Annotated in this window: 25 protein-coding genes and 1 tRNA gene; 8 read left to right on the plus strand and 18 right to left on the minus strand. The window is 71.8% G+C overall.

Annotated elements, in window-relative coordinates:
- Positions 1 to 128: 128 nt before the first annotated feature.
- Positions 129 to 1,865: a M28 family peptidase gene (locus ABEB12_RS00005; RefSeq protein ID WP_185058332.1), complete on the minus strand. Its 1,737-nt coding sequence runs from the start codon at positions 1,863 to 1,865 to the stop codon at positions 129 to 131.
- Between the two features lie 278 nt (positions 1,866 to 2,143).
- Between ABEB12_RS00005 and ABEB12_RS00010 the strand changes: the two genes are divergently transcribed.
- Positions 2,144 to 3,262 (plus strand): alpha/beta hydrolase family protein, encoded by a 1,119-nt coding sequence (locus tag ABEB12_RS00010; protein ID WP_345702435.1) that lies wholly within the window; start codon positions 2,144 to 2,146, stop codon positions 3,260 to 3,262.
- Here ABEB12_RS00010 and ABEB12_RS00015 read toward each other — a convergent pair.
- Entirely contained in the window at positions 3,237 to 3,422 is a 186-nt protein-coding gene (locus ABEB12_RS00015; RefSeq protein WP_185058333.1) for a hypothetical protein, read from the minus strand. The two genes, ABEB12_RS00010 and ABEB12_RS00015, sit on opposite strands and share 26 nt — an antisense overlap.
- Before the next feature lie 75 nt (positions 3,423 to 3,497).
- Between ABEB12_RS00015 and ABEB12_RS00020 the strand changes: the two genes are divergently transcribed.
- Positions 3,498 to 4,025, plus strand: a complete 528-nt coding sequence (locus tag ABEB12_RS00020) for a peptidylprolyl isomerase (protein WP_185058334.1) — start codon at positions 3,498 to 3,500, stop codon at positions 4,023 to 4,025.
- A gap of 158 nt (positions 4,026 to 4,183) precedes the next feature.
- Positions 4,184 to 4,861 carry a rhomboid family intramembrane serine protease gene (locus ABEB12_RS00025; protein ID WP_345702436.1) on the plus strand — a complete coding sequence of 226 codons (678 nt, stop codon included), beginning with the start codon at positions 4,184 to 4,186 and terminating at the stop codon, positions 4,859 to 4,861.
- Between the two features lie 114 nt (positions 4,862 to 4,975).
- Here the strand turns inward: ABEB12_RS00025 and ABEB12_RS00030 are convergent, their stop codons facing one another.
- From ABEB12_RS00030 to ABEB12_RS00075, 10 genes are all read right to left on the minus strand, one after another.
- Positions 4,976 to 5,344 (minus strand): PH domain-containing protein, encoded by a 369-nt coding sequence (locus ABEB12_RS00030; protein ID WP_185058335.1) that lies wholly within the window; start codon positions 5,342 to 5,344, stop codon positions 4,976 to 4,978.
- 120 nt (positions 5,345 to 5,464) lie between these two features.
- Entirely contained in the window at positions 5,465 to 5,749 is a 285-nt protein-coding gene (crgA, locus tag ABEB12_RS00035; RefSeq protein ID WP_185061018.1) for a cell division protein CrgA, read from the minus strand.
- 841 nt (positions 5,750 to 6,590) lie between these two features.
- The gene (locus ABEB12_RS00040; RefSeq protein WP_185058336.1) at positions 6,591 to 7,232 is read right to left on the minus strand and encodes an aminodeoxychorismate/anthranilate synthase component II; all 642 of its coding nucleotides are present in this window, start codon (positions 7,230 to 7,232) and stop codon (positions 6,591 to 6,593) included.
- Positions 7,233 to 7,240: 8 nt separating this feature from the next.
- A complete protein-coding gene (pknB, locus tag ABEB12_RS00045; RefSeq protein ID WP_185058337.1) occupies positions 7,241 to 9,238 on the minus strand; it encodes a Stk1 family PASTA domain-containing Ser/Thr kinase in 1,998 nt (665 codons plus the stop codon).
- A 136-nt stretch (positions 9,239 to 9,374) separates the two neighbouring features.
- Complete coding sequence (locus tag ABEB12_RS00050) at positions 9,375 to 10,973, minus strand: serine/threonine-protein kinase (protein ID WP_345702437.1); 1,599 nt, start codon at positions 10,971 to 10,973, stop codon at positions 9,375 to 9,377.
- The gene (locus ABEB12_RS00055; protein WP_185058339.1) at positions 10,973 to 12,448 is read right to left on the minus strand and encodes a penicillin-binding transpeptidase domain-containing protein; all 1,476 of its coding nucleotides are present in this window, start codon (positions 12,446 to 12,448) and stop codon (positions 10,973 to 10,975) included. Before ABEB12_RS00055 ends, ABEB12_RS00050 begins: the two co-directional genes overlap by 1 nt.
- Positions 12,445 to 13,854: an FtsW/RodA/SpoVE family cell cycle protein gene (locus ABEB12_RS00060; protein WP_185058340.1), complete on the minus strand. Its 1,410-nt coding sequence runs from the start codon at positions 13,852 to 13,854 to the stop codon at positions 12,445 to 12,447. Before ABEB12_RS00060 ends, ABEB12_RS00055 begins: the two co-directional genes overlap by 4 nt.
- A 113-nt stretch (positions 13,855 to 13,967) precedes the next feature.
- Positions 13,968 to 15,518: a protein phosphatase 2C domain-containing protein gene (locus ABEB12_RS00065; RefSeq protein WP_185058341.1), complete on the minus strand. Its 1,551-nt coding sequence runs from the start codon at positions 15,516 to 15,518 to the stop codon at positions 13,968 to 13,970.
- Positions 15,515 to 15,970, minus strand: a complete 456-nt coding sequence (locus ABEB12_RS00070; RefSeq protein ID WP_185061019.1) for an FHA domain-containing protein FhaB/FipA — start codon at positions 15,968 to 15,970, stop codon at positions 15,515 to 15,517. Before ABEB12_RS00070 ends, ABEB12_RS00065 begins: the two co-directional genes overlap by 4 nt.
- 126 nt (positions 15,971 to 16,096) lie before the next feature.
- Complete coding sequence (locus tag ABEB12_RS00075; RefSeq protein ID WP_185058342.1) at positions 16,097 to 17,323, minus strand: FhaA domain-containing protein; 1,227 nt, start codon at positions 17,321 to 17,323, stop codon at positions 16,097 to 16,099.
- Between the two features lie 240 nt (positions 17,324 to 17,563).
- Between ABEB12_RS00075 and ABEB12_RS00080 the strand changes: the two genes are divergently transcribed.
- Together ABEB12_RS00080 and ABEB12_RS00085 are read left to right on the plus strand one after the other, a co-directional pair.
- Positions 17,564 to 17,646, plus strand: a tRNA-Leu gene (locus tag ABEB12_RS00080).
- A gap of 950 nt (positions 17,647 to 18,596) precedes the next feature.
- A complete protein-coding gene (locus ABEB12_RS00085; protein WP_345702438.1) occupies positions 18,597 to 19,010 on the plus strand; it encodes a PaaI family thioesterase in 414 nt (137 codons plus the stop codon).
- Positions 19,011 to 19,019: 9 nt separating this feature from the next.
- Here ABEB12_RS00085 and ABEB12_RS00090 read toward each other — a convergent pair whose 3' ends face one another.
- Together ABEB12_RS00090 and ABEB12_RS00095 are read right to left on the minus strand one after the other, a co-directional pair.
- Positions 19,020 to 19,631, minus strand: coding sequence for a nucleoside/nucleotide kinase family protein (locus ABEB12_RS00090; RefSeq protein WP_185058343.1), 612 nt, complete (start codon positions 19,629 to 19,631; stop codon positions 19,020 to 19,022).
- Positions 19,631 to 20,215 carry an ASCH domain-containing protein gene (locus ABEB12_RS00095; RefSeq protein WP_185058344.1) on the minus strand — a complete coding sequence of 195 codons (585 nt, stop codon included), beginning with the start codon at positions 20,213 to 20,215 and terminating at the stop codon, positions 19,631 to 19,633. The genes ABEB12_RS00090 and ABEB12_RS00095 overlap by 1 nt, the downstream gene beginning before the upstream one ends.
- A gap of 20 nt (positions 20,216 to 20,235) precedes the next feature.
- Here ABEB12_RS00095 and ABEB12_RS00100 point away from each other — a divergent pair, with 20 nt between their 5' ends.
- The 3 genes from ABEB12_RS00100 (at position 20,236) to ABEB12_RS00110 (ending at position 23,556) form a co-directional block, all read left to right on the plus strand.
- The gene (locus ABEB12_RS00100) at positions 20,236 to 21,012 is read left to right on the plus strand and encodes an enoyl-CoA hydratase-related protein (protein ID WP_185058345.1); all 777 of its coding nucleotides are present in this window, start codon (positions 20,236 to 20,238) and stop codon (positions 21,010 to 21,012) included.
- Positions 21,013 to 21,083: 71 nt separating this feature from the next.
- A complete protein-coding gene (locus ABEB12_RS00105) occupies positions 21,084 to 22,427 on the plus strand; it encodes an MFS transporter (RefSeq protein ID WP_345702439.1) in 1,344 nt (447 codons plus the stop codon).
- A 10-nt stretch (positions 22,428 to 22,437) separates the two neighbouring features.
- Positions 22,438 to 23,556 carry a 5-methyltetrahydropteroyltriglutamate--homocysteine S-methyltransferase gene (locus tag ABEB12_RS00110; RefSeq protein WP_185058346.1) on the plus strand — a complete coding sequence of 373 codons (1,119 nt, stop codon included), beginning with the start codon at positions 22,438 to 22,440 and terminating at the stop codon, positions 23,554 to 23,556.
- Between the two features lie 6 nt (positions 23,557 to 23,562).
- On the opposite strand, the gene ABEB12_RS00115 is transcribed toward ABEB12_RS00110, so the two are convergent.
- From ABEB12_RS00115 to ABEB12_RS00130, 4 genes are all read right to left on the minus strand, one after another.
- The gene (locus ABEB12_RS00115; protein WP_185058347.1) at positions 23,563 to 24,471 is read right to left on the minus strand and encodes a cation diffusion facilitator family transporter; all 909 of its coding nucleotides are present in this window, start codon (positions 24,469 to 24,471) and stop codon (positions 23,563 to 23,565) included.
- Positions 24,472 to 24,703: 232 nt separating this feature from the next.
- Positions 24,704 to 25,264 (minus strand): copper resistance protein CopC, encoded by a 561-nt coding sequence (locus ABEB12_RS00120; RefSeq protein WP_185058348.1) that lies wholly within the window; start codon positions 25,262 to 25,264, stop codon positions 24,704 to 24,706.
- A complete protein-coding gene (locus ABEB12_RS00125; RefSeq protein WP_185058349.1) occupies positions 25,264 to 25,989 on the minus strand; it encodes a DUF1775 domain-containing protein in 726 nt (241 codons plus the stop codon). Before ABEB12_RS00125 ends, ABEB12_RS00120 begins: the two co-directional genes overlap by 1 nt.
- A gap of 49 nt (positions 25,990 to 26,038) precedes the next feature.
- Entirely contained in the window at positions 26,039 to 26,644 is a 606-nt protein-coding gene (locus ABEB12_RS00130; protein ID WP_185058350.1) for a hypothetical protein, read from the minus strand.
- Positions 26,645 to 26,653: the final 9 nt, after the last annotated feature.

The following is a 26,653-nucleotide window of genomic DNA, read 5'->3' on the forward strand; positions in this document are numbered from 1 at the left end:
TATGTTTCGCCTGGTCAGTGACATGTCCTCGGCAGCAATGGCATAACGTGGAAATACGCGACACCTCCGTGGCCTGAATGAGCGAGTGTCGCCTATTTGTGCGCAGAGCCATAGCGTCGTCGGAGCGATCACTGACCTGGTCTGGGCGACGTCTCGGCGGCGGCGAAATGCCGCACGGCGTGCTCGGCGGCGGCGCCCAGCTCGGCCAGCGACCGGTCGCTGATGTTCCGCTCGGTGTCGCAGGCCTGGTGGTAGCAGCGGTCGAACGCCACCCCGGCCTCGCCGCCGTAGCGGTCCGCCATGGCGCGGGACTTCTCCTCCTCGCCCCCGCTGAACAGGCCGCCCACCGGCACGCCGATCCCGGCAAACGGGCCGTAGTCGCTGCGCCCGTCCAGCGGGGTGGTCGTGTAGGTCAGCCCGACGGCGTCGAAGTGGTCGGTGAACACCTTGGTCACCGCGTCAGACCCGGGTGGCGCCGGCGACTCAACCGACCCGCCGGAGTAGACGAACCGGGCATAGTTGGGCGAGCCCAGCATGTCGAAGTTCAGGTACACCATCAGCCGTGCGCGTTCCTCGGCCGGGAGGGTGGCCACGTAGTGTTCCGAGCCGAGCAGCCCGAGCTCTTCCGCGCCGAAGAAGGCGAACCGCAGGTGGTTGCGCGGCGGAACCGGCGGCGGCGCCACTCCGCTCCCGCCCGGCGGCGCGGCTGGGCTCCCGCCCGGCGGCGCCACTCCACTCCCGGCCGGCGGCGCGGCTGGGCTCCCGGCCGGCGCGGCTGGGCTCCCGGGCGAGGGCGCGGCCGCGGAGGACGGCAGCGGGTCGCGGCCGAGCGGCCCGGACCCGACGGCGCCGGGCTCGGGCGCGGGCGGCACGGCGGCGCCCGAGGGAGGCAGCGGGTCGCGGCCCAGGGGGCGCGAGGACGGCCCGGCACCCACCGGGGAGAGGCGTTCGGCGAGGTCCAACAGCGTGGCCACGCCGGAACCGTCGTCGTTGATGCCCGGGCCCTCAGGCACCGAGTCCAGGTGCGCGCCGACGGTCACCACCCGGTCCGGTCGCCCGCCGGGCAGGTCCGCGACGATGTTCTGCGTCTCGGGGTTGTCGTTACTGGTCCGGGTGGCCACGTGCACCACCGGCCGGTCCGGTCCGGCGGCCGCGCCGGCCAGCTCCGCGCCGACCTGGTAGTCCAGCGCGAGCACCGGCACCCTGAACTCCGGGCCGGCCAGCGTTCCGCCGAACACCGCGGTCCGGTCCGGCTGTCCCTCGTTCATCACCAGGACCGCGGCCGCGCCCGCGCCCTGGGCATTGCGCGCCTTCTCGGTGAACGGGCAACCACCGCGCTGCACCAGCGCGATCGAGCCCCGGGCGAACCCGGTGAAGTCGGCCGGCTGGCAACCGCTGGAGCTGTCCGGGGTCGGCGGCGCGGGCAGCTTCAGGTCCACGCCGACCACCGGAGCCGTCACGTCCCCGCTCGGGGAGTAGGTCATGGTGCGCATGTCCACCTGCGGCCGGTACTGCTTGCGCGTCCAGCCCAGCACCGGCGGCGCGACCTCCACGAACCGCGGCACCCGGAAGGTCTGGACCTGCACCTGGTAACCGGCCGTGACCAGCCGTTTCCGCACGTATTCCACGCTCGCCGCGTAACCCGGGGTACCCATTGAACGGTTCCCGCCGTTGTCGTCCGCGATCCGTTGCAGCGCCGCCAGGTGGGCGCGCACCCCGATGGCGGTGCCCTCGTCGGCGCGCTCCGGGAACAGACCCCGGAACGAGTCACCGGCGGAGACCGCCAGCACGAGCAGCAACGCGATACCGCCGGCGATCACGGCGATGAAGCGAGCTGTGGCGAGGCGGGACGTGGGGCGGGGCATCTGCCTACCTCACCACCCTCCAACCCCCCACGGAACGTGACACGCCCCGAGCGCCGCGCCGGTCTCGGGGAACCGGGGCGCTCGGGGCGTGTATACGGTGCGCGCCGGATGGCTAATCGCGACACCGATTGCCCCCCATAAAGGGTGCTCGCTATTCCAGGTCTGCCAGTTTCAACGAGCGCTTCCAAAGGCCGGTGCGGGTGGTGAAGGCATTTGTTTTATTTCACCCGATTTAGCGATCGCGGTGCGGCTGTGGGTGACGACTGGAACGGTTGTGGGTGATCAGGGAGACTGGCACCGTGCTGGTCTTCCTGGCTCCCCTGCTCGCGGCTTTCCTGCTCGGTGGGGCGGGCTGGTACTTCTCCACCATGTTGCTGCGCCCGATACGGGTGATCGCCTACCCGGAACGGGTGCTCGCGGTCGACGAGGGCGAGGTGGCGCTCGCCCCCAGCCACTGGGCCGGCCAGCCCGGAACCTGGGCGCTGCGCTGGACCACCGGGAAGAGCCTGCTGGGCCCGGTGCGCACCGCCAACGGAACCGAGGTGCGCCGCCCGGTGACCGGCAACCCGGCACCCCCGCCCGGCACGGCGGTGGCCGTGGACGCCGGCCCCTACGACCACCCCGCCGAGCTGGGCCTGGACGCCGAGGAGGTCACCGTGCCGACCCCGCTGGGCGGCTGCCCGGCCTGGCTGGTCCCGGCGCCGGGCAGCACCTGGGTGGTCGCGGTGCACGGACGCGGCGTGGACCGCCGGGAGTGCCTGCGCGCGCTGCCCACACTGCACCGCCTCGGGCACCCGGTCCTGATCATCACCTACCGCAACGACGACGGCGCGCCGGTCAGCCCGGACGGCTACTACCACCTGGGCGACACCGAGTGGCGCGACCTGGACGCCGCCGCCGGCTACGCGCTGGGCCACGGCGCCACCGACCTGGTGCTGTACGGCTGGTCAATGGGCGCGGCGATCACCTCGGCCTTCCTGGACCGGGCCGCGCCGGAGCGCACCGCGCCGGTGCGCTCACTGGTCTGGGACAGCCCGCTGCTGGACTGGCGCGCCACGCTGCGTCACCAGGCCGGGCTGCGCCGGCTGCCCCGGGGCAGCACCGAGCTGGCCGCACTGATCACGCGCTACCGCATCGGCATCGACTTCGACCGGTTCGACCTGGTCAGCCGCCCGCCGAGGGTCCGGCCGCCCACGCTGCTGATGCACGGGGCGGCGGACGGAACGGTGCCGGTGGCCTCGGCCCGGGCGCTGAACGCGGCGGCGCCGGGGCTGGGATGGCCCCTGCGCTACGTCGAGGTGCCCGATGCCGAGCACACCGCCGTGTGGAACGTCGACCCCGAGCGCTACGCCGCCCTGCTCACCGAGTTCCTCACCGAACCCGCCCGTTCCCGCTGATCGGCTCGCCCGGCGGGGTGGCCACCGGGGGCAGGGTGACCGGCGGCAGCGGCGCGGACAGCGGCGCCAGCTCGGCGGGGCGGCGCGACGCGCGCCAGAGGGCGGCGGCCGTGACCCCGCCGGCAACCGCGATGAGTCCGATCCAGCGCGCCCGCTGCATGAGAAACCTCTTCTCCGAAATGTGTCACCGAAGGTCCGGCCGACGGTACTGGAAGGCTAGTGGGAAGATGGGCCCGTGACTGCTCCAGGAAATGACCAGACCGTTACCCTGCACACGTCCGAGGGCGACATCCGGGTGGTGTTGTTCCCCAATCACGCGCCGAAGACGGTGGCGAATTTCGTCGGACTGTCCAATGGTGACCAGCCGTACACCCAGCCGAATGCGTCGGGCGGCACCTCCGGCCCGTTCTACGACGGCTCCATTTTCCACCGGGTGATCGCCGGCTTCATGATCCAGGGTGGCGACCCGACCGGCACCGGGCGCGGCGGCCCCGGCTACCAGTTCGAGGACGAGTTCCACCCCGAGCTGCGCTTCGACCGCCCCTACCTGCTGGCCATGGCGAACGCCGGCCCCGGCACCAACGGCTCGCAGTTCTTCATCACGGTCGGCCCCACCCCGCACCTGAACCGCCGGCACACCATCTTCGGTGAGGTGGCCGACGCGGAGTCCCGCGCGGTAGTCGACAAGATCGCCACCACGCCGACCGGTGCGCAGGACCGCCCGCTGACCGACGTGGTGATCAATCAGGTCAAGGTGCCCTGATCGACGAACAGAGCCGGCCGGGCTGCACCCGGCACCCGGATCGGCCCACCGGGTTGAGCTGTGTGCGTTGTGAACGGCCGTTCTGCCCCGACTGCCTGCGGGACGCCTCCGTGGGCTTCCAGTGCGCCGATTGCTTCGGCGGGCCGGTGGGACCCGGTATGCGGCGCGCCCGGCGAGGGGTGACCGTGGCCGGCGCCGAGCTGGCCGAACGCGCCGTGCTGGTGCCCACGCTGATCGGCGTGAACGTGCTGGTCTTCCTGCTGACCGCGGTGCAGGGCGGCGGCGCGGGGGCGGACCAGATCGTCGAGTCCCCGGTGTACGGCGAGCTGGCGCTGGCGCCCTGGTTGGTCACCGGCGGCGAGTGGTGGCGCCTGCTCACCTACGGCTTCGTGCACCTCGGGCTGACCCACATCGCGTTCAACATGCTTTCGCTGTGGTTCGTCGGCCGGGAGCTGGAGCGGGTGTTCGGCCGGGCCCGGTTCCTGGTCGTCTACCTGATCTCCATCCTGGGCGGCGGAGTCGGTGTGATGCTGTTCGAGCCGCAGGGCGCGGCCGGCGCCTCCGGCGCGGTGTTCGGGCTGCTCGGCGCGATCCTGGTGATGCTGCTGCGGCTGCGCCAGCCACCCGGCCAGATCCTGTTCTGGATCGGCCTGAACGTGGCGTTCAGCATCCTGGTGCCGAACATCTCGCTGGCCGGCCACCTCGGCGGCCTGGTCGTCGGTGCGGCCGCCGCCGCGATCCTGGTCTACGCCCCACCCCACAACCGCACCACCTGGCAAGCCGGCGGCCTGACCACCCTCCTGGTCCTACTGGTCCTGGTAGCCACCACCGCCTAACCCCCTCCCTCCCTGATTCAGTCGGTTCAGCACGCTGATTCAGTCGGTTCAGCAGCCTGATTCAGTCGGTTCGGCCGCCAGAAGTGACTGAATCACCCTGCCAAGGTGACTGAATCAGGTGGTTGGGGCGCGGAGGGTGGCGAGGGTTTCGGAGACGTCGCGGGGGTCGGCGCCCAGGTCGAGGAAGCCGAAGACTACGAGCCGCTCGTCCGTGCCGGGCTGGCGCAGGTCGATCTCCAGGGTGGCCATGTCGCGACCAAATCTGCGCGTGTGCACCAGTTGCACCCGGTTCACCTCGGACCACGGGTAGCTCTGCGCGCGCCCGAATCCCCGGATGGCGATGCCCGCCCGGTCGGCGGTCAGCCGGGGCCTGGCCAGGCTGCCGAACGCCGCCACTGTGCCCAGGAGCAGCACCGCCACCCCACCGAGCAGCCGGCCCATGGGCTGCTGCGCGCCGACCAGGCACCAGTACAACGCCGCCATGGCGGCCAACCATCCAACGACCACCAACGGCGGCCGCGGCGCCCAACGGAAGTTATCCACAGGAGTTGTCCCCAATGGGGATGAGTTACAAGCGTGTAGTTACGCGCCTGCGGTTCGCGGTCAGCGCCACCGCATGGTCATCAACAGCCCGACAATGATCAGTACGAAGCCGACCACGAAGTTGTAGTTGAACCCGGAGCCGTCGCCGCCGAGCCAGACCATGAACCCGATCTGGTGGCCGGCCAGGTAGTTCACCACCAGCCAGATCAGGCCGAGCACCATGAAGCCCAGCATTACGCCGACGTACAGCGGGTGCGACGGGCCGGCGGCGCGCGCCTGCGCCGGGCTGGGCTTGTCCTTCGGCTGGGTGTAGGCAGCCTTTTTGCGGACCTTCGACTTCGGCATTTCGTCCTCGACCTCGTACGCGGCGGTGGGCTGACAGTGCTGACCACCGTAACGCACCGACTCGACCGGGCGACCGCCCCGACCGGCGGCTCCCGGCCGGATGCCGGCCTAAAGATCGGCTTGGGCGAGCCGGCCCGGTTGTTGTTCCCGGCCGGGTGCCGCCCGTTCCGTTTGCGCGTTGCTTACTGGGCGTTGTCGTCGCTCTTCGCCGAGCGCAAGCTCAGTCCGATCAACAGCGCGACAAGACCGGACCCAGCTTGCGCTCGGCACACCTAGATCCGCTCCACCACAGCTCCACTACCACATCCGGCCCTTTTGCCTCAAAAACATCACTCAGAGTGACCAACCGCGGGGCCGCCTCTACGAACCAGGGCCGTTGAGTTCGTCGAGCGGCAGCACAGTCGCCATTTGAATCATGAAAATTGGGCGCCTGGGCTGCCACTCGGCGAAGCCGAAGCCGAGGAACCCGCCGCGCACAGCTACGCTCCGCAACCGAGCCGGCGGACAGCACGCGAACCCAGCGCACACCAACGGCCGAACCGGAACGGACGGCACGCCAGCCCGGCGCACGCCAGCGGCCGAACCAGAACGGACGGCACGCCAGCCCGGCGCACGCCAGCGGCCGAACCAGAACGGACGGCACCTCAGCCCGGCGCACGCCAACAGCCAACCGGAACAGACGGCACACGAACCCGGCGCACACCAACAGCCGAACCGGAACAGACGGCACGCCAACGGCTGAAACCGGCGGGGCCGCTCCCGAGTCGGGAACAACGACCGAGCCGGCCCGTCCAAGCTGATCTTTAGACCCGCGCCGAAGAAGCCCGAGCCGAACCCACGATCAGGGAGCGGCGGGCGCGGTCAACGCCGCCACCTCGGCGGTCAACTGATCGACCAGGTGCGGAGGCGGGGTGAACCCGGCCAGCGCCAACCAGTTGGCGAGCAGTCGGTGGCCGCCTTCGGTGAGGACCGACTCGGGGTGGAACTGGACGCCGTGCACCGGCAGCTCGCGGTGCCGCAGCGCCATGATCACGCCGGACTCGGTGCGGCCGGTGACCTCCAGCTCGGCGGGCATGGAGTCGGGGCGGATGGTGAGCGAGTGGTAGCGGGTGGCGGTGAACGGGCTGGGCAGCCCGGCCAGCACGCCGTCGCCGGAGTGGTTGATCAGTGAGGTCTTGCCGTGCAGCAGCTCGGGGGCGCGCTCGACCACGCCGCCCCACACCGCGCCGATGGCCTGGTGACCGAGGCACACGCCGAGCACCGGCACTCCGCGCTCGGCGCAACGGGCCACCACATCCATCGACCGGCCGGCCCGCTCCGGGGTGCCCGGGCCCGGACTGACCAGCACCGCGTCCACCTCGGAGACCTCGTCGAGCTCCACCACGTCGTTGCGCCGCACCACGGTGTCCGCACCCAGCTGGGCCAGGTACTGGACGAGGTTGTACACAAACGAGTCGTAGTTATCCACAACCAGTACGCGCATGACCGGGCTCAGTTCCCGCCGCCGCGGTTGCCGTGGCTGGGCGAGGACGAACCGCTTCCGCCGCCACCCCGGTACTGGCCGACGGTGAGCTCCACCTCGCCGTCCGGGTCCAGGCCGTCGCCCGCCTTCACCGACTGGTCGACCACATAGCCGCTCTGGGTCGGGTCGTCCACGTCCCTGACCCGGTAGCCGATCTGCCCGTCGAAGCCGGCGTCCTTCAGCGCCTTCTTGGCGTCGTCCGCCGACATGTTCTTCAGGTTGGGCATCTCGACCTCGTTGCCCCGCGACACGTACAGCGTGACGGTCCCGCCGCGCGGTACCTGGCTCCCCGGAGTGGGGTCGGAGCGCAGCACCCGGTCCGGATCGCCGGGGCCGTCGGCGGACTTGGTGGAGATGGTGAAGCCGAGGTCACGCAGCCGCACCTGGGCGTCGTCGGACAGCTGGCCGATCACGTTGGGCATCGGCACGGTGTCCTGCTTGGCGCCGATGGTCACGGTCACCGCGGACCCGCCCGCCACGGTCGCCTTCGACGCCGGGTCCTGCTGGGCCACCTTGTCCACCAGGCTGGGGTCGTTGGTGGGCTTGGTCCTGGTGGCCACGGTCATCTTCAGGTTGAACTCCTGCAGGCGGGCCTGTGCCTCCTGCTGGGTCAGCCCGGTCAGGTCGGGCACGGTGACCTGCGCCGCGCCGGTGCTGATGACCAGGTTGATCTGGCTGCCCTTGGTCAGCTTGCTGCCGGCCGGCGGGTTGGTGCCGATGACCTGGTTCGGCTGCACGGTGTTGGAGGCCTCTTTGGCCAGGTTCACCTTGAAGTCGTACTGCGGGTCCTGCAGCAGGGTGCGGGCCGAGTCCTGGGTCTGCCCGGCCACGTTGGGCACGACCATCTGCTCCAGGGTCGGCGAGCCGAACAGCTTGGTCGCCACGAACACGATCACCGCCAGCATGGCCGCGATGCCCACGCCGATGGCCACCGTCTTGCCGGTGCTGCGCCCGCCGCCGGTGCCGGCCGACCAGTCCGGCGCGGCCGCGTGCCGGGTGGTGCCGGACTCGATCCGCCGAGTCGCGGCGGTGCCGGAGGCGGCGGCCGAGCCCGCGCCCATCGAGCTGGCCGCACCGGCCAGCATCGCGGTGCGTTCGTCGTCGGTCATCACCTGCGGCGCCAGCGGGCGCTCGCCATGCAGCACCCGGACCAGGTCCTCCCGCATCTCGGCGGCGGACTGGTACCGGTTGGCCGGGTTCTTGCTCATCGCCTTGAGCACGATGGCGTCCAGCGTCGGCGGGACGTCCGGGTTCACCTCGGACGGGCGCCGGACGTCCTCCCGGACGTGCTGGTAGGCCACCGCGACGGGGGAGTCGCCGGAGAACGGCGGCTCCCCGGTGAGCAGCTCGAACAGCACGCAGCCGGCCGCGTAGACGTCCGACCGGGCGTCCACCGCCTCGCCCCGGGCCTGCTCCGGGGACAGGTACTGCGCGGTGCCGATGACGGCGGCGGTCTGGGTCATGTTCTGGCCGTCGGCCAGCGCGCGGGCGATGCCGAAGTCCATCACCTTGACCGCGCCGCCCTGGGTGATCATCACGTTGGCCGGTTTGACGTCCCGGTGGATGATCCCGTGCCGGTGGCTGAAGTCCAGCGCGGCCGAGACGTCCGCCATCACCTCGAGCACCCGGCGCTGGCTCAGCGGGCCCTCGCTCTTGACGATCTCGCGCAGGGTCTGCCCGTCCACGTACTCCATGACGATGTAGGGCAGGGAGCCGAAGTCGGACTCGGTCTCCCCGGTGTCGTAGACCGCGACGATCGCCGGGTGGTTCAGCGCGGCGGCGTTCTGCGCCTCGCGGCGGAACCTCAGCTGGAACTGCGGGTCGCGGGCCAGGTCGGCGCGCAGCACCTTGACCGCGACCTCCCGGCCCAACCGCACGTCACGGCCCCGGTGCACCTCGGACATGCCGCCGTAGCCGAGCGTGTCGCCCAGCTCGTAGCGTTCGGAGAGCAGACGGGGCGTGGTCATCGGTGCCGTTTCCTGTGCGCTGGGGTGCTGCTGGCCGGTCCATCATGCCTGGTCGGGCCCGGGGCGGCGATACTGGCCGGCCGCTTCTCGGCGGCCGCCCCGTTGTGCTGCGGCAATGGGGGTTTCATCGTCAAACTCAGTGCTGCGCGCATGTGATCGTCACCGCCGTTCCCTTGGGTACCGGCCCCGCCGGGCGCACGTCGGTCACCGTGCAGTTCGCCGGCGCCCTGGGGGCCTGGCCGGCCACCGTGCGCATCTGGACCCGCAGCCCGTTGTTCTGCAGCTCGGACTGCACCACGGTGGCCGGTTTGCCCGCGTACCCGGCCAGCTCCACTCGAACCGTCCCGGGTGGATCGGCCGGCGCGGCGGGCTCGTCCGGGTCATCCGGCTCGTCCACGTCCTCCGGAGCTCCGGGAGCGCCGGGGGCCGCGCCCGTCTGCGCGGTCGGTTCGGTGGCCTGCACGGTGGGTGACTGCGGCTGCACCCCGCTGTCCTGCGCCACAGCGTTGCGCACCACCAGCACGCCGACCGTGATCGCGGCCAGGGTGAGCAGCACGAAGCCGAGGGTCAGCACGGTCCGCCCGGCGCGCCGGGGCGCGGGCAGCCCGGCCAGCCGGTTGACCGGCGGTGGCGGCATCTGCCGGCCGGGCAGTGGCGGGCGGGGCTGGGCGGCCGGCACCATGCTGGTCGGCTGGTCGGCGCTCATCCCCTGCGAGGCGGAAACCGGCCGGGGCGCGATGGCCTGGGTGGGGATCGCGGACGGGGCCAGCGCCGTGGTCGGCACGCCGGCGGTGGCCTGGCCGATGGCCTTCCGGGAGCCCGTGGTGGCGCCCACCGCGCTCCAGGAGCCGGAACCGCCCCAGGACGGGCTGCCCCAGCCGGAGCCGGGCAGCGGCGGCTGGCCGCCCCGGCGCACGGCGGCCACCGCCACGGCGAACTCGCCGCCGTTGGCGTAGCGCTCGCCGGGCTCCTTGACCAGGGTCAGATCAAGCAGCCGGCGCAACGGCGGCGGCACGCTCTCCGGCAGCGGGGGCACCGGGTCGTTGATGTGCATCATCGCCACGTCCACCGGCTGCTCGGCGGCGAAAGGGCGGTGCCCGGCCACGCACTCGTAGCCGACCACGGCCAGGGAGTACACGTCGCTGGCCGGGCTGGCGTCCTCGCCCCTGGCCTGTTCCGGGGCGATGTAGTGCGCGGTGCCCATGACCATCCCGGAGGCGGTCACCGGGGCGGCCGATGCCGCCTTGGCTATCCCGAAGTCGGTGATCTTGACGGTGCCGTCTTCGCTGATCAGGATGTTGCCCGGCTTGACATCCCGGTGCACGAAACCGTGGGCGTGCGCGGCCTGCAGCGCCTTGGCGCACTGCTCCATGATGTCCAGCGCGGCCGCCGGCTCCAGCTTCCCCCGGGTGGCCAGCCGGGTGGACAGCGGCTCGCCCCGGACCAGCTCCATCACGATGAACGCGGTCGGCGTGCCGTCCGGGAGGACGTCCTCCCCGTAGTCGTGCACGCCGGCGATGCCCCGGTGGTTCAGCGAGGCGGCGATCCGCGCCTCGCCCCGGAAACGTTCCAGGAACTCCGGGTCGGAACCGATCTCCGGCTTCAACACCTTGATCGCCACGGTGCGACCGAGGCGCTCGTCGTGCGCCTCCCACACCTCGCCCATGCCGCCCACCGCGATGCGTTTGAGCAGCTGGTACCGGTCCACCACCCGGTCACCGGAATGCATCGCCATCAGCCCCCGCCCCCACCTCGGAGCGCCGCCGCGATCACCGAACGCCCGATCGGTGCGGCCACCGAACCGCCGGTCGCCTCCAGCGACCGGTCTCCCCCATTCTCCACCAGGACCGCCACCGCCACCTGCGGATTTTGCGCCGGGGCGAACGCCACGTACCACGCGTGCGGGGGCGTGTTCTTGGGGTCCGAACCATGCTCAGCCGTACCCGTTTTGGACGCGATCTGCACCCCGGTGAGCTTCCCGCTGCCCTGGGTGCGCGCCTCCGCGCCGATCATCATGTCGGTGAGCGCGCGGGCGGTGTCCGGGGGCATGGCCCGGTCCTCGCGCGCCGCGTCGGTGGTGTCCAGGGTGGACAGGTCCGGCCCCTGGATCTCCTTGACCAGGTGCGGGGTCATCCGCTGGCCGCCGTTGGCGATGGTCGCCGCGATCACCGCGTTCTGCAGCGGGGTGAGCCGCACGTCCCGCTGCCCGATGCCGGACTGCTGCAGCGCAGCGGTGTCCGGGATCGGCCCGAGCGAGGACGGGGCCACCGGCATGGGGATCGCGTCGTCCACCGAACCGATGCCGAACAGCTCGGCCTGGGCCCGCAGCTTGGACACCCCGACGGCGGCGGTGAGCTCGGCGAACGCGGTGTTGCACGAGCGGGCCAGCGCGTCGCGCAGGCTGGCCGTGGGACCGGCCCCGCACGGCGTGCCGGCGAAGTTCTCCAGACCGGTGCGGGTGTTGGCCAGGGTGATCTGGGAGGCCGCGGTGAGCGGGCTGTCCGGGGTGAACCCGGCCTGCAGCGCGGCGGCGGTGTCCACCAGCTTGAAGGTGGAGCCGGGCGGGTAGGTCTCCGAGATCGCCCGGTTGACCAGCGTCTGCGGGTTGTCAGCCGCGTACTTCGTCCAGGCCTGTTTCTGCGCGTCCGCGCTGTGGCTGGCCAGCGGGTTGGGGTCGTAGGAAGGGGTGGAGACCATGGCCAGGATCTCCCCGGTGCGCGGCCGCAGGGCGACCACCGCGCCGGTGTAGTTCTTGGCCGTCATCGCGTCGAAGGCGGCCTTCTGCACCGACGGGTCGATGGTCAGCACCACGTTCCCGCCGCTGGGGTTGCGGCCGGTGATCAGGTCGGACAGCCGGCGCACGAACAGCCGGTCGTCGGAGCCGTTGAGCACCTCGTCCTGCGCCCGCTCCAGTCCGGCGGAGGCGTAGATGACCGAGTAGTAGCCGGTGACCGAGGAGTAGAGCGGCCCGTTGGCGTAGTGCCGCTGGTAACGCAGCCGGTCGTTGGTCTCGACGCTGGACGCCAGAATCTGCCCGCCCGCGCTGATCTGGCCGCGCTTGCGGGCGTACTCGGCCAGCAGCACCCGCTGGTTGCGCGGGTCCTCCCGGTAGTCCGACGCCTTAATCACCTGCACATATGTGAGGTTCGCCAGCAGCATCAGGATCATTACCATCACCGCGACGGCAATGCGTCTAACGGGGGTGTTCACGTGTTGTCCACCAACTCGGTGTTGGCCTGGGCCAGCGGCGGTTTCGGCGTGGCCGGGCGGGCCGAGGCCGGGTTGCGCGCCGCGTTGGAGATGCGCAGCAGCAGCGCCACGATGGCGTAGTTGGCCACCAGTGCCGAACCGCCGGCGGACAGGAACGGCACGGTCAGCCCGGTCAGCGGGATCAGCCGGGTCACCCCGCCGATGACCAGGAACACCTGCAGCGCCAACCCGAAGGACAGCCCGGTGGCCAGCAGCTTGCCGAAGCTGTCCCGCACCGCCAGCGCGCTGCGCAGGCCCCGGGTGACCAGCACCAGGTAGATCACCAGCATGGCGGCCATGCCGATCAGGCCCAGCTCCTCGCCGATGGACGAGACGATGAAGTCGCTCCAGGCCAGCGGGACCAGCTCCGGCCGCCCCGCGCCCAGGCCGGTGCCGCCGACCCCGCCGGTGCCCAGCCCGAACAGCGCCTGGCCCAGCTGGTAGCCGGCGCCGTCGAAGTCGGCGAACGGGTCCAGCCAGACCTCGATCCGCGACCGTACGTGGCCGAACAGCTGGTAGCCCAGGAACGCCGCCAGCCCCGACGCCGCCAGCCCGATGACCAGCCAGGACACCCGCTCGGTGGCCGCGTACAGCAGCACCAGCAGGATGCCGAAGTAGAGCAGCGAGCTGCCCAGGTCCTTCTCCAGCGCGAGCACGCCGACCGAGATCAGCCAGGCGGCCAGCAGCGGCCCCAGGTCCCGGGGCCGGGGCAGCTCCATGCCCAGGAAGTTCCGCCCGGCGGTGGTGAACAGCTCCCGTTTGGAGATCAGCAGCGCGGAGAAGAACACCATCAGCAGCACCTTGGCGAACTCGCCGGGCTGGATGGAGAAGATGCTCAGCCGCAGCCAGATCTTCGCGCCGTTCACCTCGGAGATGCTGGCCGGCAGCACGCCGGGCAGCATGATCAGCACCAACCCGGCGAAGCCCATGGTGTAGCCGTAGCGGGACAGCACCCGGTGGTCCTTGACGAACCACAGCACCCCGATGAACAGCAGGATCGCGATCGCCGTCCAGGCCACCTGGCGGCCGGCGAACAGCTGCGGCGCGCCGGTGCCCAGCTGGGTCGCCCGGTCGGCCCGGGCCAGGTCCACCCGGTGGATCATCACCAGGCCCAGGCCGTTGAGCAGCGCGGCGCACGGCAGGATCAGCGGGTCGGCGTGCGGGGCCAGCTTGCGCACCACCAGGTGCGCCACGGTGAGGAGCCCCAGGTAGGCCAGCCCCAGGTAGAGCAGCGTGCGGGTGAGCTCCTGCTCCTGGTTGGCCTCCACCAGGACCAGAGCCCCGGTGGTCAGTACCGCCGCGAACGCCAGCAGCACCAGCTCGATCGATCGTCCGGCGGCTGGCGCGGACACGCTGGGGACAGACATCAGTAACCCCCGCGGGCGCCGAACTGGGCGCCCGCTCGGCATGCGCGTTCCACGCTGTGTCCCCCGCGGGCGCCGAACTGGGCGCCCGCTCGGCATGCGCGTTCCACGCGCATCTAGCCGGCCGGGCGGCAGGTCTTGCCCGGCTCCAGCCGCTGCGGCGAGAGTTCCGTGTCCTCCGCCGACGGGTCGGTGCCCGCCGCTCCGTCGGCGGTCGGCTGACCGTTCGGCCCCGGGTTGGCGGCGTTCGGGTTGTTCGGGTTCGGGCGCTGCCCGGTGGCGGCGCCGTTCGCCGCGCTGTTGTTCGGGCCGGCGTTGGGAGCGGCGCTCGGGCCGGCGCCGGTGGAGGGCGCCCCCGCGCTCGGTGCGCCGCCGATCGGGCCGGGCGGGTCGTTCGGGTTGCCCGGGTTGTTGTTGAGCACCGGCTCCGGCGGGCACACCGGGAGGACCTCGTCGCTGCGCAGCCGGCGCACCGTGGCCCGTGCGCCGTCGATGCCCTCGCCGGAGATGATCCCCTCCTGCACGGCGCTGCGCGCGGACTCGTTCAGGTCGGACAGCCGCAGCTCGGTGCACCCGGCCTGGCGCTGCGGGCAGGAACCCTCCGCGACCCGCTGCAGCTTCAGCCCGAGCACGCTGCCGCGTACCCCCTGGAAGATCACCAAGCGGTCGTCGTCCGCGCCGACGTAGTACTGCTGCATCACCCACAGCCGGGCCAGCACCGCACCGCCGACCAGCAGTATCAGCGCGACCAGCACGCTGAGGCCGACCTTCGCCGCGCGCCCCTTGCCCTGCGTAACCGGGATCGGCTGGGTCGGCTCGATCCGCCGGGGGGCGACCTTGGGCAGGGTGGTCACGGCGGCCCGTGCGGCGGCCGAGTCGGGTGGGGTGTTGTTCGCCTCGCTGCCGTCCCCGGCGGCGCCGCCCACGATGGGCGCGTCCTCGCCGAAGTCGATGTCCACCACGTCCGCCACGATCACCGTGACGTTGTCCGGGCCGCCGCCGCGCAGGGCCAGCTCGATCAGCCGGTCGGCGCACAGCCTCGGGTCCGGGATGGCGGCCAGCGTCTCGTGCAGCGTCTCGTGGCTGACCACGCCGGACAGGCCGTCCGAACAGAGCAGGTAGCGGTCGGCGGCGCGCGCCTCGCGCACGGTCAGCGAGGGGTCCAGGTCGTGGCCGGTGATCGCGCGCAGCAGCAGCGAGCGCTGCGGGTGGGTGTGGATCTCGTCCTCGGTGATCCGGCCCTCGTCCACCAGCGACTGGACGAACGTGTCGTCCTTGGTGATCTGGGTGAGCCCGCTGTCGCGCAGCAGGTAGGCGCGCGAGTCGCCGATGTGCACCATGCCCAGCCGGCTGCCGGCGAACAGGATGGCGGTGAGCGTGGTGCCCATGCCTTCGAGGTCGGGCTGCTCGGTGATCAGGCTGGTGATGGCGGCGTTGCCCTCTTCGGTGGCCGCGTGCAGCTCGGCCAGCAGGTCGTCGCCGGGCTCGTCGTCGTCCAGCGGGACCAGCGCGGAGATGACCGCCTTGGAGGCCTCTTCGCCGGCGGCGTGGCCACCCATGCCGTCGGCGAGCGCGAGCAGGCGAGGGCCCGCGTACACGGAGTCCTGGTTGTTCTGACGAACCAGGCCCCGGTCGCTCCTCGCGGCGTAGCGAAGCACAAGGGTCATGAACGCAGCTCGATCACGGTCTTGCCGATACGGATCGGGACGCCGAGCGGCACCCGAGTTGGTCCGCTGACCTTAGCTCGGTCCAGATAGGTCCCGTTGGTCGACCCGAGATCCTCCACGTACCACTCCTCCCCCTGTAGCGACAACCTGGCATGCCGCGTGGAGGCGTAGTCATCGTCCAACACCAGGGTCGAGTCGTCCGCGCGCCCGAGCATGATCGGCCTGGAGTCTAAAGACACGCGTGTACCGGCCAGCGCGCCGTGGGTCACAACCAGCTGGCGAGCGGTGCGACCCCGGCCTGACCGGGTCTTTCCCCGGCGCGCGGACCCCAGGGGACGCATGCCGGACGCGGCGTACAGATCGGACCGGACCACGCGCAGCGCGACCAACACGAACAACCAGAGCAGGGCCAGGAACCCCGCCCTGGTCAGCTGCAGCACCAGTTCCGGCACCTGCTGCGCACTCCATTTCCGACGTGTCTCCCGCATGCGCCGGACTGGGCGCACGCTCGGCGAGCGCGTTTCCGCGCCGCACCCGCCCGGGAGAAGCGCTCCCGAGCGGCGAGACTTTCGGAAAGGCTATCCCGCGGCCCGGTAGACCAGCGTGGAGTGTCCGATCCGGATCACGTCTCCGTCGCTGAGTTGCCAGGTCTGAACCGGGTTGCCGTTGACCGTGGTGCCGTTGGTGGAGCCGAGGTCGGACAGCGTGGCGTTGTGCCCGTCCCAGTTGATCTCCAGGTGCCGCCGGGAGACCCCGGTGTCCGGCAGCCGGAAGTCCGACTCCTGGCCCCGGCCGATGACCGTGGTGCCACCGTGCAGCTCGAAGCTGCGGTTGGACCCGTCGTCGATGGTCAGCGTGGCCGCGCCGCCGTAGCCACCCTGGGCGTAGCCGCCCTGCTGGTAGCCCTGCTGGTCGTAGTAGCCCTGCTGGTAGCCCTGCTGACCGTAGCCCTGCTGGTCGTAACCCTGCTGGGCGTAGCCCTGCTGGTCATAACCCTGCTGGTAGCCCTGCTGGTCATAGCCTTGCTGGGCGTAGCCCTGCTGGTCATAACCCTGCTGGTAGCCCTGCTGGTCATAGCCTTGCTGGCCGTAGCCCTGCTGGTAGCCCTGCTGGTCGTATCCCTGCTGGCCGTAGCCCTGCTGCTGGTCATAGCCCTGCTGGTAACCCTGCTGGCCGTAACCCTGCTGCTGGTCATAACCCTGCTGGTCGTAGCCCTGCTGGCCGCCGTAGCGGGGGTCGTAGTCGGCCTGGTACCCGGCCGGCTGCTGCTGTTCGTATCCGCGCTCCGAACCGCGGTTGCTTCCCGGCTCGGCGTAGGTTTGCTGGCCATAACCGCGCGGAGCGCGATCGTAGCCGTTCTCCTCGGGGTGACCTGGTGGCTGGCTCATCGGTGGTTCCTTTGCGTTGCGTTGTCTCGGCGTGGCTCTCGATACATCGGGATCCACGGCCGAGCTGGTACGGAACTGACCCGTGTGCAGCGCCTCGGAGCGCTCCAGAGAGACTACGACGTCGCCGTAGGTGTCCCATCCCTGGTCGGCCACCAGCCTCAACACGCCATCCGTGAGTGACTGTGTGACTTTCCGCGCATCCCCCGCCATCTGGTCATGGTCAGTCGGACTGAGCAGCACCGCATAGCGGTTCGGGGCGAGCTGCCGGCCACCGGCCAGCGGGCGTACGGAGACCTCGGCTTCCCGGGCGATCGCTTGGGCCACTTCCTCGGCGACGACATGTCCGCCGAAAACCCTCGCGAAGGCATCACCCACGAAGCCCTCCAACCGGCGCTCGAAGCGCGCAGCGCGGCCCACCCAGTACTCCTCTTCTTTCCTCTCGGTCTCCGACCCGATGAAGGGCCGCTTGCTCTCGGTTCCCGACCACGGTTCGGTCGGCGTGTTCTCCCGTGCCCTCGATCGTATCTGTGCTAGCGACTCCGGTCAGTTCCCTCACCGGTGTTGGTATCGGTTGGTAGCCGAACGACGCCTAAACGAGCCGAACGGAGGCCCCCCGAAACCAGCTGTTTGCCTCGTGCTAGTCTTTGATCAACGCCCGGGCGAGTGGCGGAATGGCAGACGCGCACGGTTCAGGTCCGTGTGTCCGTAAGGACGTGAGGGTTCAACTCCCTCCTCGCCCACTCGACGCCGTGTTGTGTGCTCGCGGAGAGCGCTCGCCACGGCGTCTCGTCATTTCTGCGGGGGTCCAACCCCCGCGCCCCGGCCCGGAGGGGCTGCGCCCCCCGGGACCCCCCATCCGCTGGGCGCGTTGTGTTCCGCCGGGCACGTTCCACCGCTGGGCCGTTGCGTTCGCTGGGCGCGTTGCGTCCGCCAGGCGCGTTGCATCCGCCGGGCGCGTTGCGTTCGCCGGGCACGTTGCATCCGCCGGGCGCGTTGCGTTCGCCGGGCACGTTGCGTCCGCCGGGCACGTTGGATCCGCCAGGCGCGTTGCGTTCGCCAGGCGCGTTGCGTTCGCCGGGCAAGTTGGGCTCGCCGGGGGTGCTGCGTTTGCACACACCCTTTGGGGCTCGCACACACCGGTTGGCGCTGGCACACGCTCTGTAGCCCGTGTGCCAGCGCCGAAGAGTGTGTGCGGGCCGGGTTGCCGGGCCGGGCCGGGTTGCCGGGCCGGGCCAGGCCGGGTTGGTGGGCCGGGGGAGGCGGCGGGGCGCGGGACGGGAGGGGCGCGGCGGGGGTGCGGGAGACCGGCTGACCGCGGCCGTCCAAGCGCGTTCTGGAACGGCACCGCTCCGGACGGGACGTGTCTCGGGGACCGCGCGAGCTTGGAGAGGTATCGATCGCGGGAGGGCTCAGAGGCTAATCGGCGTTCACTTGTTGCGACGGTTGGGTCGTTCGGGGCGGTTGGGTCGGGCGACGAATGAGCCGTCGGGCGGATGACCGGGCCCGGGGTGGCGACCGGAGCGCGAGATCGACGGGCGTCGGCCGCCCAGCGGGACCGAACCCACCTCTTGTCGATCTCGTGGGGCTCAGGAACGGGAACGAGGATTAGCCGGCTGAGGGGGCTGTTCCGGGTGGGGTTTACCTCGCGGGGAATGGACAGGTGCGCACCGGCGGGGCAGGGTTCCGGGGCGTGACGGACGACTTGATGCGACTGGTTTCGGAAGCGATGCCGCTGGTGGCCACGCTGGGTATTCGGCCGAAGGTGATCGCGGCCGACGAGACGGTGCTCACCATGGAATGGCGGCCCGAGGTTTGCACCACCGCCGGGATCATGCACGGCGGCGCGTTGATGGCGCTGGCCGACACGGCCGGCGCGGCGTGCGCGTTCGCCCGGCTGGTGGAGTCCGCGCCGGGCGCCGGGACCAGCACGATCGAGTCGAACACGCACTTCTTCGCCGCCGTGCGCGGCGGCACGGTCACCGCGACCTCCCGGCCGCTGCACTCCGGGCGCTCGACGATCGTGGTGCAGACCGACCTGCGCGACGACTCCGGCCGGCTGGTCGCCCAGACCACCCAGACCCAGGCCGTGCTCGCCCCGAGGTAATCCCGGGAGTCAGGGCGACTCGAGCAGCGCGGGCGAGTCCGGGTGGTCGGTGAGGATCGTCACGTCGGCGCCCTCGGCGCGCCGCTCGCCTGCATACCGGATGTATGCAGGCAGTGTCCAGTGTTCCTCGGCGGGCAGCCGGCGGGCCAGCGCGGCGGCCGACATGCGCAGGTGCACGGTCAGCTCGGCCGGCAGCCCCCGGCCGAGCAGCAGCGCGCCGGACACCAACACGACGCCGCCGTCCCCCAGGCTGACCCGTTCGTCCCGGTAGGCGCGGTCGGTGGCCACGTCCCACAGCCGCGGTAGCACCTGGCCGTTGCCGGCCAGCACCTCCCGGCGCAGCGCCCCCTCGTCCAGCCACCGGTCCAGGAACTCGTCCGGGTCCCGCCGGCCGAACTCCAGACGCACGGACGCGGGGCGCAGGAAGTCGCCCGCCGCCACCGCCAGCGCGGGCCGGCCGCGTCGGCGCAGCTCCACGGCCAGCGACTCGGCGAGCGACCCCGGCCGGGCCGGCGGCGGGCCGTCCAGCAGCACCCGGCAGCTCCGGTCGGGGAAGTCCCGCACAATCCGGCCGGCCAGCTCGTCGACCAGCACCTCCCAGCGGGTGGGCCGTACCCGCATCAGCGCCCGTCCCGGTAGGCCTCGCCGCGCGGGGACAGCCGGTAGCCGACCTCCAGGCTCAGCGTCAGGCCCAGGTTCTTCAGCTTCCGCACGTCGATCTTGAACGGGTCGCGCTCCCGGCCGAGCAGCGCGGCCAGGTCGCCGGCCCGGGTGCCGGGGTGCGCGGCGATCACGTCCAGGGTGGCGGCGGTCCACGGGCCGTGCGTGCTGGCCCCGTCCAGCCGGGCCAGCCGCCGGTCCAGCTCGGTGCGCTGCTCGGCGGTCAGCGCACCGTCCCCGGCCAGCGCGTCCCGGGGGTCCGCGCCCAGGTAGTGGAAGCGGACCCGGTACCAGCGCCGGTCCGCCTCGCCCTCCCGCTTCCGCAGGTCGGCCAGCAGGTCCTCCCGGGTCGGGAAACCCGCACCGGTCGCGTCCGCCTCTGTGATCGCCGCCGGGTCGGCCTCGGCCACCTCGGTGATCTCGATCATGCCGCCGGCCACCCGGTGCCGCCGGCCGGCCACGGCCCGCGGAGCTGTCCACAGGCGGTAGGTGAGCGTGACCGAACCATCCACAATGCCCGGCCAGAAGATCTGTGGGAACAACACGCGCCGTAGGGTCGCCAGCTGTGACCGAGACCGTCAAGTACCAACTGGACGAGCACGTGGCCACGATCACCTACAACCGGCCGGAGCGGCTCAACGCGATCGACGGCCGGATGCGCCGCGAGCTGAACGACGCGTTCGCCCGGTTCCGGGACGAGGAGGACGCCTGGGTGGCGATCGTCACCGGCGCCGGGCGGGCGTTCTGCGCCGGCGCGGACCTGCGCGGTGAAGGCAACCCGGCCGGTGACTTCCCCGGCACGTTCTGGGAACGGCCGACGGTGAACTCCTTCGAGAGCGGCTGGGAGATCTTCAAGCCGGTGATCGCGGCGGTCAACGGCTACTGCCTGGGCTATGGGCTGACCCTGGTGAGCTGGTGCGACTTCGTGATCGCCAGCGAGCGGGCCGAGTTCGGCATGCCCGAGGTGCGGATCGGCGTGCCCACGATCGTCGGCGCGATCCGGCTGCCTCGACGGCTGAACTGGCAGTACGCGATGGAGATGCTGCTCACCGGCGAGCGGATCTCCGCCCAGCGGGCGCACGAGATCGGCCTGGCCGGCTGGGTGGTGCCGCACGACTCGCTGCTGGACGAAGCCCGGGCGCTGGCCGCCCGGCTGGTGCGCGGCGCGCCGCTGGCCGCCCGGGCGATCAAGGAGGTGGCGGTGCGCACGGCCGATCTGCCGATGACCGACGCCATCCGGTTCGGCGAGACCATGCGCCGGGTGGCCGCCGCCACCGAGGACGCCGCCGAGGGCGGGGCCGCCGCCCGGGAACGCCGCGAGCCGCGCTGGAAGGGCCGCTGACCGGGGCACGCTGACGGGACAGCCGAAACCCAGTTGACCTTAACCGGGGTTGACGTCGTCAAATGATGTTCGTGAAGACCGAAACCAGGCGCGAGCTGCCCCGGGCGCTGCGGCCGTTCCGGCACCGGGACTACCGGCTGCTGGTCGGCTCGCTGGCGCTGTCGCTGTGCGCCAGCGGGCTGTGGCTGGTCGCGGTGGCGTGGCAGGTCATCGCGCTGGGCGGTGGTCCGGCGCAGCTGTCCGTGGTGGCCACGGCGTTCAGCGCCGGACTGGTGCTGGCCGTGCTGCTCGGCGGGGTGGCCGCCGACCGCCTGCCGCACCACATCCTGCTGCGTGGCGTCGAGGTGGCCAGGGTGATCTGCGCCACAGTGGCCGGCACGCTGGCGGTCACCGGCCTGTTGCAGCTGTGGCAGCTGGCGGTGATCGGCTTCCTGCTCGGCACCGCCGAGGCGTTCTTCTTCCCGGCCTACTCGGCGCTGCTGCCGACCCTGTTGCCCGCCGACGAGCTGCTCGCCGCGAACGGCGTCGAGGGCAGCCTGCGACCGACCGCGCAGACCGCGATCGGGCCGGCGCTGGCCGGCGTGGTGGTGGGGCTGTACGCGCCGGGCGTGGCGTTCCTGCTGGCCGCCGGGATCTACCTGGTCGCGCTGTTCGCCCTGCTGGCCATGCGGCCGGTCACCGCGCTCCCGAGCGCCGAGGAGCGGCGATCGGTGCTGCACGACCTCGGCGAGGGGTTCCGTTACCTGTTCCAGACCGGCTGGCTGTTCGCCACGCTGGCTTTCGCGTTCCTGTACGTGCTGGTGGTGGTCGGGCCGATCGAGGTGCTGCTGCCGTTCGCGGTGCGCGACCAGACCGGGCACGGCGCCGGTGGCTACGCTACGGTGCTCGGCGCGTTCGGCATCGGCGGGGCGGTGGGCTCGCTGCTGGTGTCCAACTGGCGGCTGCCCCGCCGCTACCTGACCTGGATGCTGCTCTGCTGGGGCCTCGGGGCCGTGCCTCTGGCGATCATCGGGCTGACCGGGTGGCTGTGGGTGATGGTGGCGGCGACCTTCGTGGTCGGGTTCACCAGTGCGGTGGCGATGGTCATCTGGGGCACGCTGTTGCAGCGGCGGGTGCCGGCCCGCCTGCTCGGCCGGGTCTCCAGCCTGGACTTTTTCGTGTCGCTGGCGCTGATGCCGGTCTCCATGGCCATCGCCGGCCCCATCGGCGAGTGGCTCGGAGTCCCCCTCACCTTCATCATCGCCGGCCTGGTCCCCGTCCCCCTGGCCCTGGCCGCCATAGCCTTCTGGCGCCTCCCCAAGGACGAGCTCGCCCACCCCCTCGACACCACGCCCCGCGAGTCGGCCTCCCAGGACCCTGAGTCGACGCTCTCAGCCCACCGAAACGCCGACTCGCGGGAGCCCGAGAGGCACTAGCGTTCCAGGCATGTCAGCGCTGACCGAACCACCGTTCCGGGCCGACCACGTCGGCAGCCTGCTCCGCCCGCCTGGCCTGCTCGCCGCCCGGGCCGCACACGCGAGCGGGCAGATCTCCGCCGACGAGCTGCGCGAACGCGAGGACGAGGCGATCACCGAGGTGGTGGCGAAGCAGGAGCGGCTGGGCCTGCGCGCGGCCACCGACGGGGAGTTCCGGCGCACCTCCTGGCACATGGACTTCATCTACCAGCTCGGCGGCATCGAGCGCACCGACGAGCAGATCCAGGTGCGCATGCGCAACGCCGAGGGGGAGACCGCGTTCACCTCGGCCGGGCTGGCGGTGCGCTCGCCGGTGCGGCTGGCCCACACCATCTTCGGCGACGACTTCCGCTTCCTCGCCGGGCGGACCACCACGGCGGTGCCGAAGCTGACCGTGCCGTCGCCGAGCATGGTGCACTACCGGGGCGGGACCGCCGCGATCGATCGAACGGTGTACCCGAGCGTCGAACAGTTCTGGTCCGACCTGGCCGCCGCGTACGCCGACGAGGTGCGCGCGCTGGGCGAGCTGGGCTGCCGGTACCTGCAGTTCGACGACACCAGCCTGGCCTACCTGAACGATCCCGCGCAGCGCGCCGCGCAGACCGCCAAGGGCGAGGACGCCGAACACCAGCACCTGCGCTACATTCAGACGATCAACGCGGCACTGGCCGGCCGCCCGGCCGGCATGCGGGTGACCACGCACATGTGCCGGGGCAACTACCGCTCCGCCTGGGCCGCCGAGGGCGGTTACGACTTCGTGGCCGAGGCGCTGTTCGGCGAGCTGGCCGTGGACGGGTTCTTCTGCGAGTTCGACGACGAGCGGTCCGGCGGCTTCGCCCCGCTGCGGTTCGTGCCGCCGGGCAAGCGGGTGGTGCTCGGCCTGGTCACCACCAAGCGCGGCCAGCTGGAGTCCAAGGACCAGCTGAAACGCCGGGTGGACGAGGCGGCGCGCTACCTGCCCCTGGACCAGCTGTGCCTTTCCCCGCAGTGCGGGTTCTCCTCCACCGTCGAGGGCAACGCACTCACCGAGGAGGAGCAGGCGGCCAAGCTGCGGCTGGTGGTGGAGACCGCCGAGGAGATCTGGGGCTGAGCCGGGTCACCAGCGCGGGTTGCGACAACGCGCGCCGGAGCCGGCCAGCTCCACCTGAACGGTCACGTGCTCGAGCCCGAACCGCTCGGCCAGCAGCGTCTGCGCCCGGTTGAGCACCGAGGTCGGGTCGGCGTCCGGCGCGGCGGTGAGGTGCGCCGAGGCGACCTCCATGCCGGAGGTGAGCGTCCACAGGTGCACGTCGTGCGCCTCCCGGACGCCGTCCAGCGAGGTCAGCGCCTCGGTGACCACTACGGGGTCGAGGTGGCCGGGCGTGCTCTGCACCAGGATGCGCAGCGCCTGCAGGCCCAGCTTGACGGTGCGCGGCAGGATGAACAGGCCGACCCCGATCGCCACCACCGGGTCCACCCAGTGCCAGCCGAAGGCCAGCATCAGCACCGCGCCGACGATCACGCCCAGCGAGCCGACGGTGTCCGAGAGCACTTCCAGGTAGGCGCCGCGCACGTTCAGGCTCTCCTTGGCGCCGGCGCGCAGCGCGAAGAAGGAAACCAGGTTGGCGGCCAGCCCGGCGGCGGCGGTCAGCAGCACCGGAAGGCCGGCCACCTCCGGCGGGTTGGCGAACCGCTGCACCGCCTCGACCAGCACGTAACCCGCCACGCCCACCAGCAGCACGGCGTTGCCCAGCGCGGCGAGCACCTCCGCCCGGTAGAGCCCGAAGGTGTGCCGGGTGTTGGCCTTGCGGCGGTTGACCAGGAGCACCGTGGCCAGCGCCATGCCCACGCCGATCACGTCGGTGACCATGTGCGCGGCGTCGGAGAGCAGCGCCAGCGAGCCGGTGATCAGCCCGACCACCACCTCCAGCGCCGCGAACAGCGCCAGTACCCCGAAGGACAGCGCGAGCGGGCGGAGGTACCGGCCGGAGGCGCTGGTCACCCCGTGCCCATGTCCGTGTCCCATCCGCACCTCCCTTCACACCGAACCAAGGTTGCCCTAATAAACATATAGCGAACTACGCATATGTCTCAAGACCATGCCCCCTCTCCGGTGAGGGATCACACAAATTCTGCTCGCCCACCCACTCGGTCATTTCAGCGGCCTCATCTGTCACTCGCCGCACTCGCGACCGGACCGTCCGGCGTCTGGTCGGAACGCCGGACGGTCCGGTCGGGCGGGCCGGTTCGGCCGAGGTTCAGCTGTCCCGGCCGACCCGCAGCGCGACCACCGCGCCGGCTCCGACCAGCAGCACGCCGCCGAGGATCCACGGCCAGGCCGGGATGCCCCCGGAGCCCGCCTGGTCGTCCGACGCGGCCGGCGCCTCTCCGCTCGCACCCGGCGCCTGATCAGCGGAAACACCCTGCCCGGGGCCCGCCTGGGTGAGCGTGAAGGAGATCGCGCCGCTCACCGGGTGGCCGTCGTCGGACACGATCCGATACCCCACCCGGTACTGCCCGGCCGGCCCCAGTGGGCGCACCGCCACCTGCACCGAGTTGCCGGACACCTGCGCCGGCGCCGCCTCGAAGTGCTTGCCGTCCGGGCCGACCACGGTCACCGTGCTGAACGACTCCTTCACCGGCAGGTCGAAGCGCAGCGTCAACTGGCTCGGCCCGGTGGCCAGCTGGGCGCCGTCCGGCGGGTCGCTACTCACCAGCACGTTGTGCGCGAGCGCGGCACCCGCGCCGCCCACAAGCAGCGCCGCGATGCCGAGCAGGCCGAGCAGCGGGCCGGCAATACGGCGGCCGAACCCCCGCATCAGCCCTGGCTCCGGCGGATGCGCAGGACCGCGCCGACGCCCAGCCCGAGTCCGAGCGCGCCGAGCACCAGGCCGATACCGCCCAGCCAGCGCGCGGTGTTGTCCACAGCCGCGGCCGTGGAATCCCCGGCGTGCGCGGCGGACGGGTCGGTGGCGCCGTGCGCCCCGTGACCGTGCTCGCCGCCGGTGGACGCGGCCAGCTTGATCGCCGGCGCCGGGTGCTCGGGCTCATCGCCGCCGGCCGGTTGCGGCTGGTCCCAGTTGACCACCTTGCCGTCGTCGTAGGTCTGCGCGGCCGGCAGCACCAGCTGGTCGGCCTTCTCCGGCAGCGGCCCCAACCGGGCGGTGAACTGGGCAAACTCGTCCGGGCCGATCCGGGTGCCCGGCTGCGCCGTCCAGGTGATGGTGCGCACGGCCTCGCTCACGGTGGAGCCGTCCCGCTGCGCCGGCGGGTTGAGCGCCACCTTGGTCACCTTCGCGGTCCACCCGGGGACCGGCACGGTGCGGGCGGACGTGATCGGCTCGTCGGTGGGCACGGTGATCTCCACCTTCACCGTGCCGGCGGTCGGCGACTCGGTGGGCACCTGGAAGACGACGCTCGCGTAGCCGCCCTTCGCCGCGCCCTCCGCGTTGGCCGTGACGTGCGCGAACGCCACGCCGTTCGGGATCAGGGCGAGCGCGGCGGCACCGGTGAGCACGAGCGCCGCGCGTCTGATTTTGGGCATCACTGATCGGTTCCTGTCTGGGTTGAAAAGTTTCGGGGGTGAGATGGGTTCAGTGACCCCGGGCGGGCGGACCGCGCCGCCGGTGCCGCCGGAAAGCCGCGTCCCGCAACCGGGTGTGCGGCGGGCCGGCCCGAACGACCAGCGCCCCGACCGGGCCGTCGGCGCACGTTGCCGACCAGGTCAACGGGATCGGCCGGACCCGGGCGAGCAACCAGCGCAGCGCGCCCGCCACGGCGCCGGCCCCGGACTCCGCGCCGGCCATCACCAGCGCGGTGAGCGTGGTGACCAGTGCGTGCGCACCGGCCATCAGCACCGGGTCGAACGGCGAGGCGTGGTGGTGGGTACCGAGCAGCTGCAGCAACCCGTGCAGGCCCAACTGCGCGCCGGCCAGGGTGACCAGGATGGCCAGCGGTCCGCGATGCCGGCGCGCGACGGCGATGAGCAACCCGGTCAGCGGCGCGGCCAGCACCAGCAGCAGACCGAGGTCGGGCAGCGCGCCGCCCGCGCCAGCGTGCCCGAACACGGACAGCGGCACACACAGCGCGGCCGCCAACACCCCGCGAGCCGTTCCATGATCGTGCGGCAGCGGGCGTGCCGGGGCGGTCCCGCCACTCGGCTCCACCCGAGGCGAGCTGATACTCGTCAGCTGCCGCACGCGGAAACC

The sequence above is a fragment of the Actinospineispora eucalypti genome (assembly GCF_039543365.1).
GTDB lineage: Bacteria > Actinomycetota > Actinomycetes > Mycobacteriales > Pseudonocardiaceae > Pseudonocardia > Pseudonocardia eucalypti.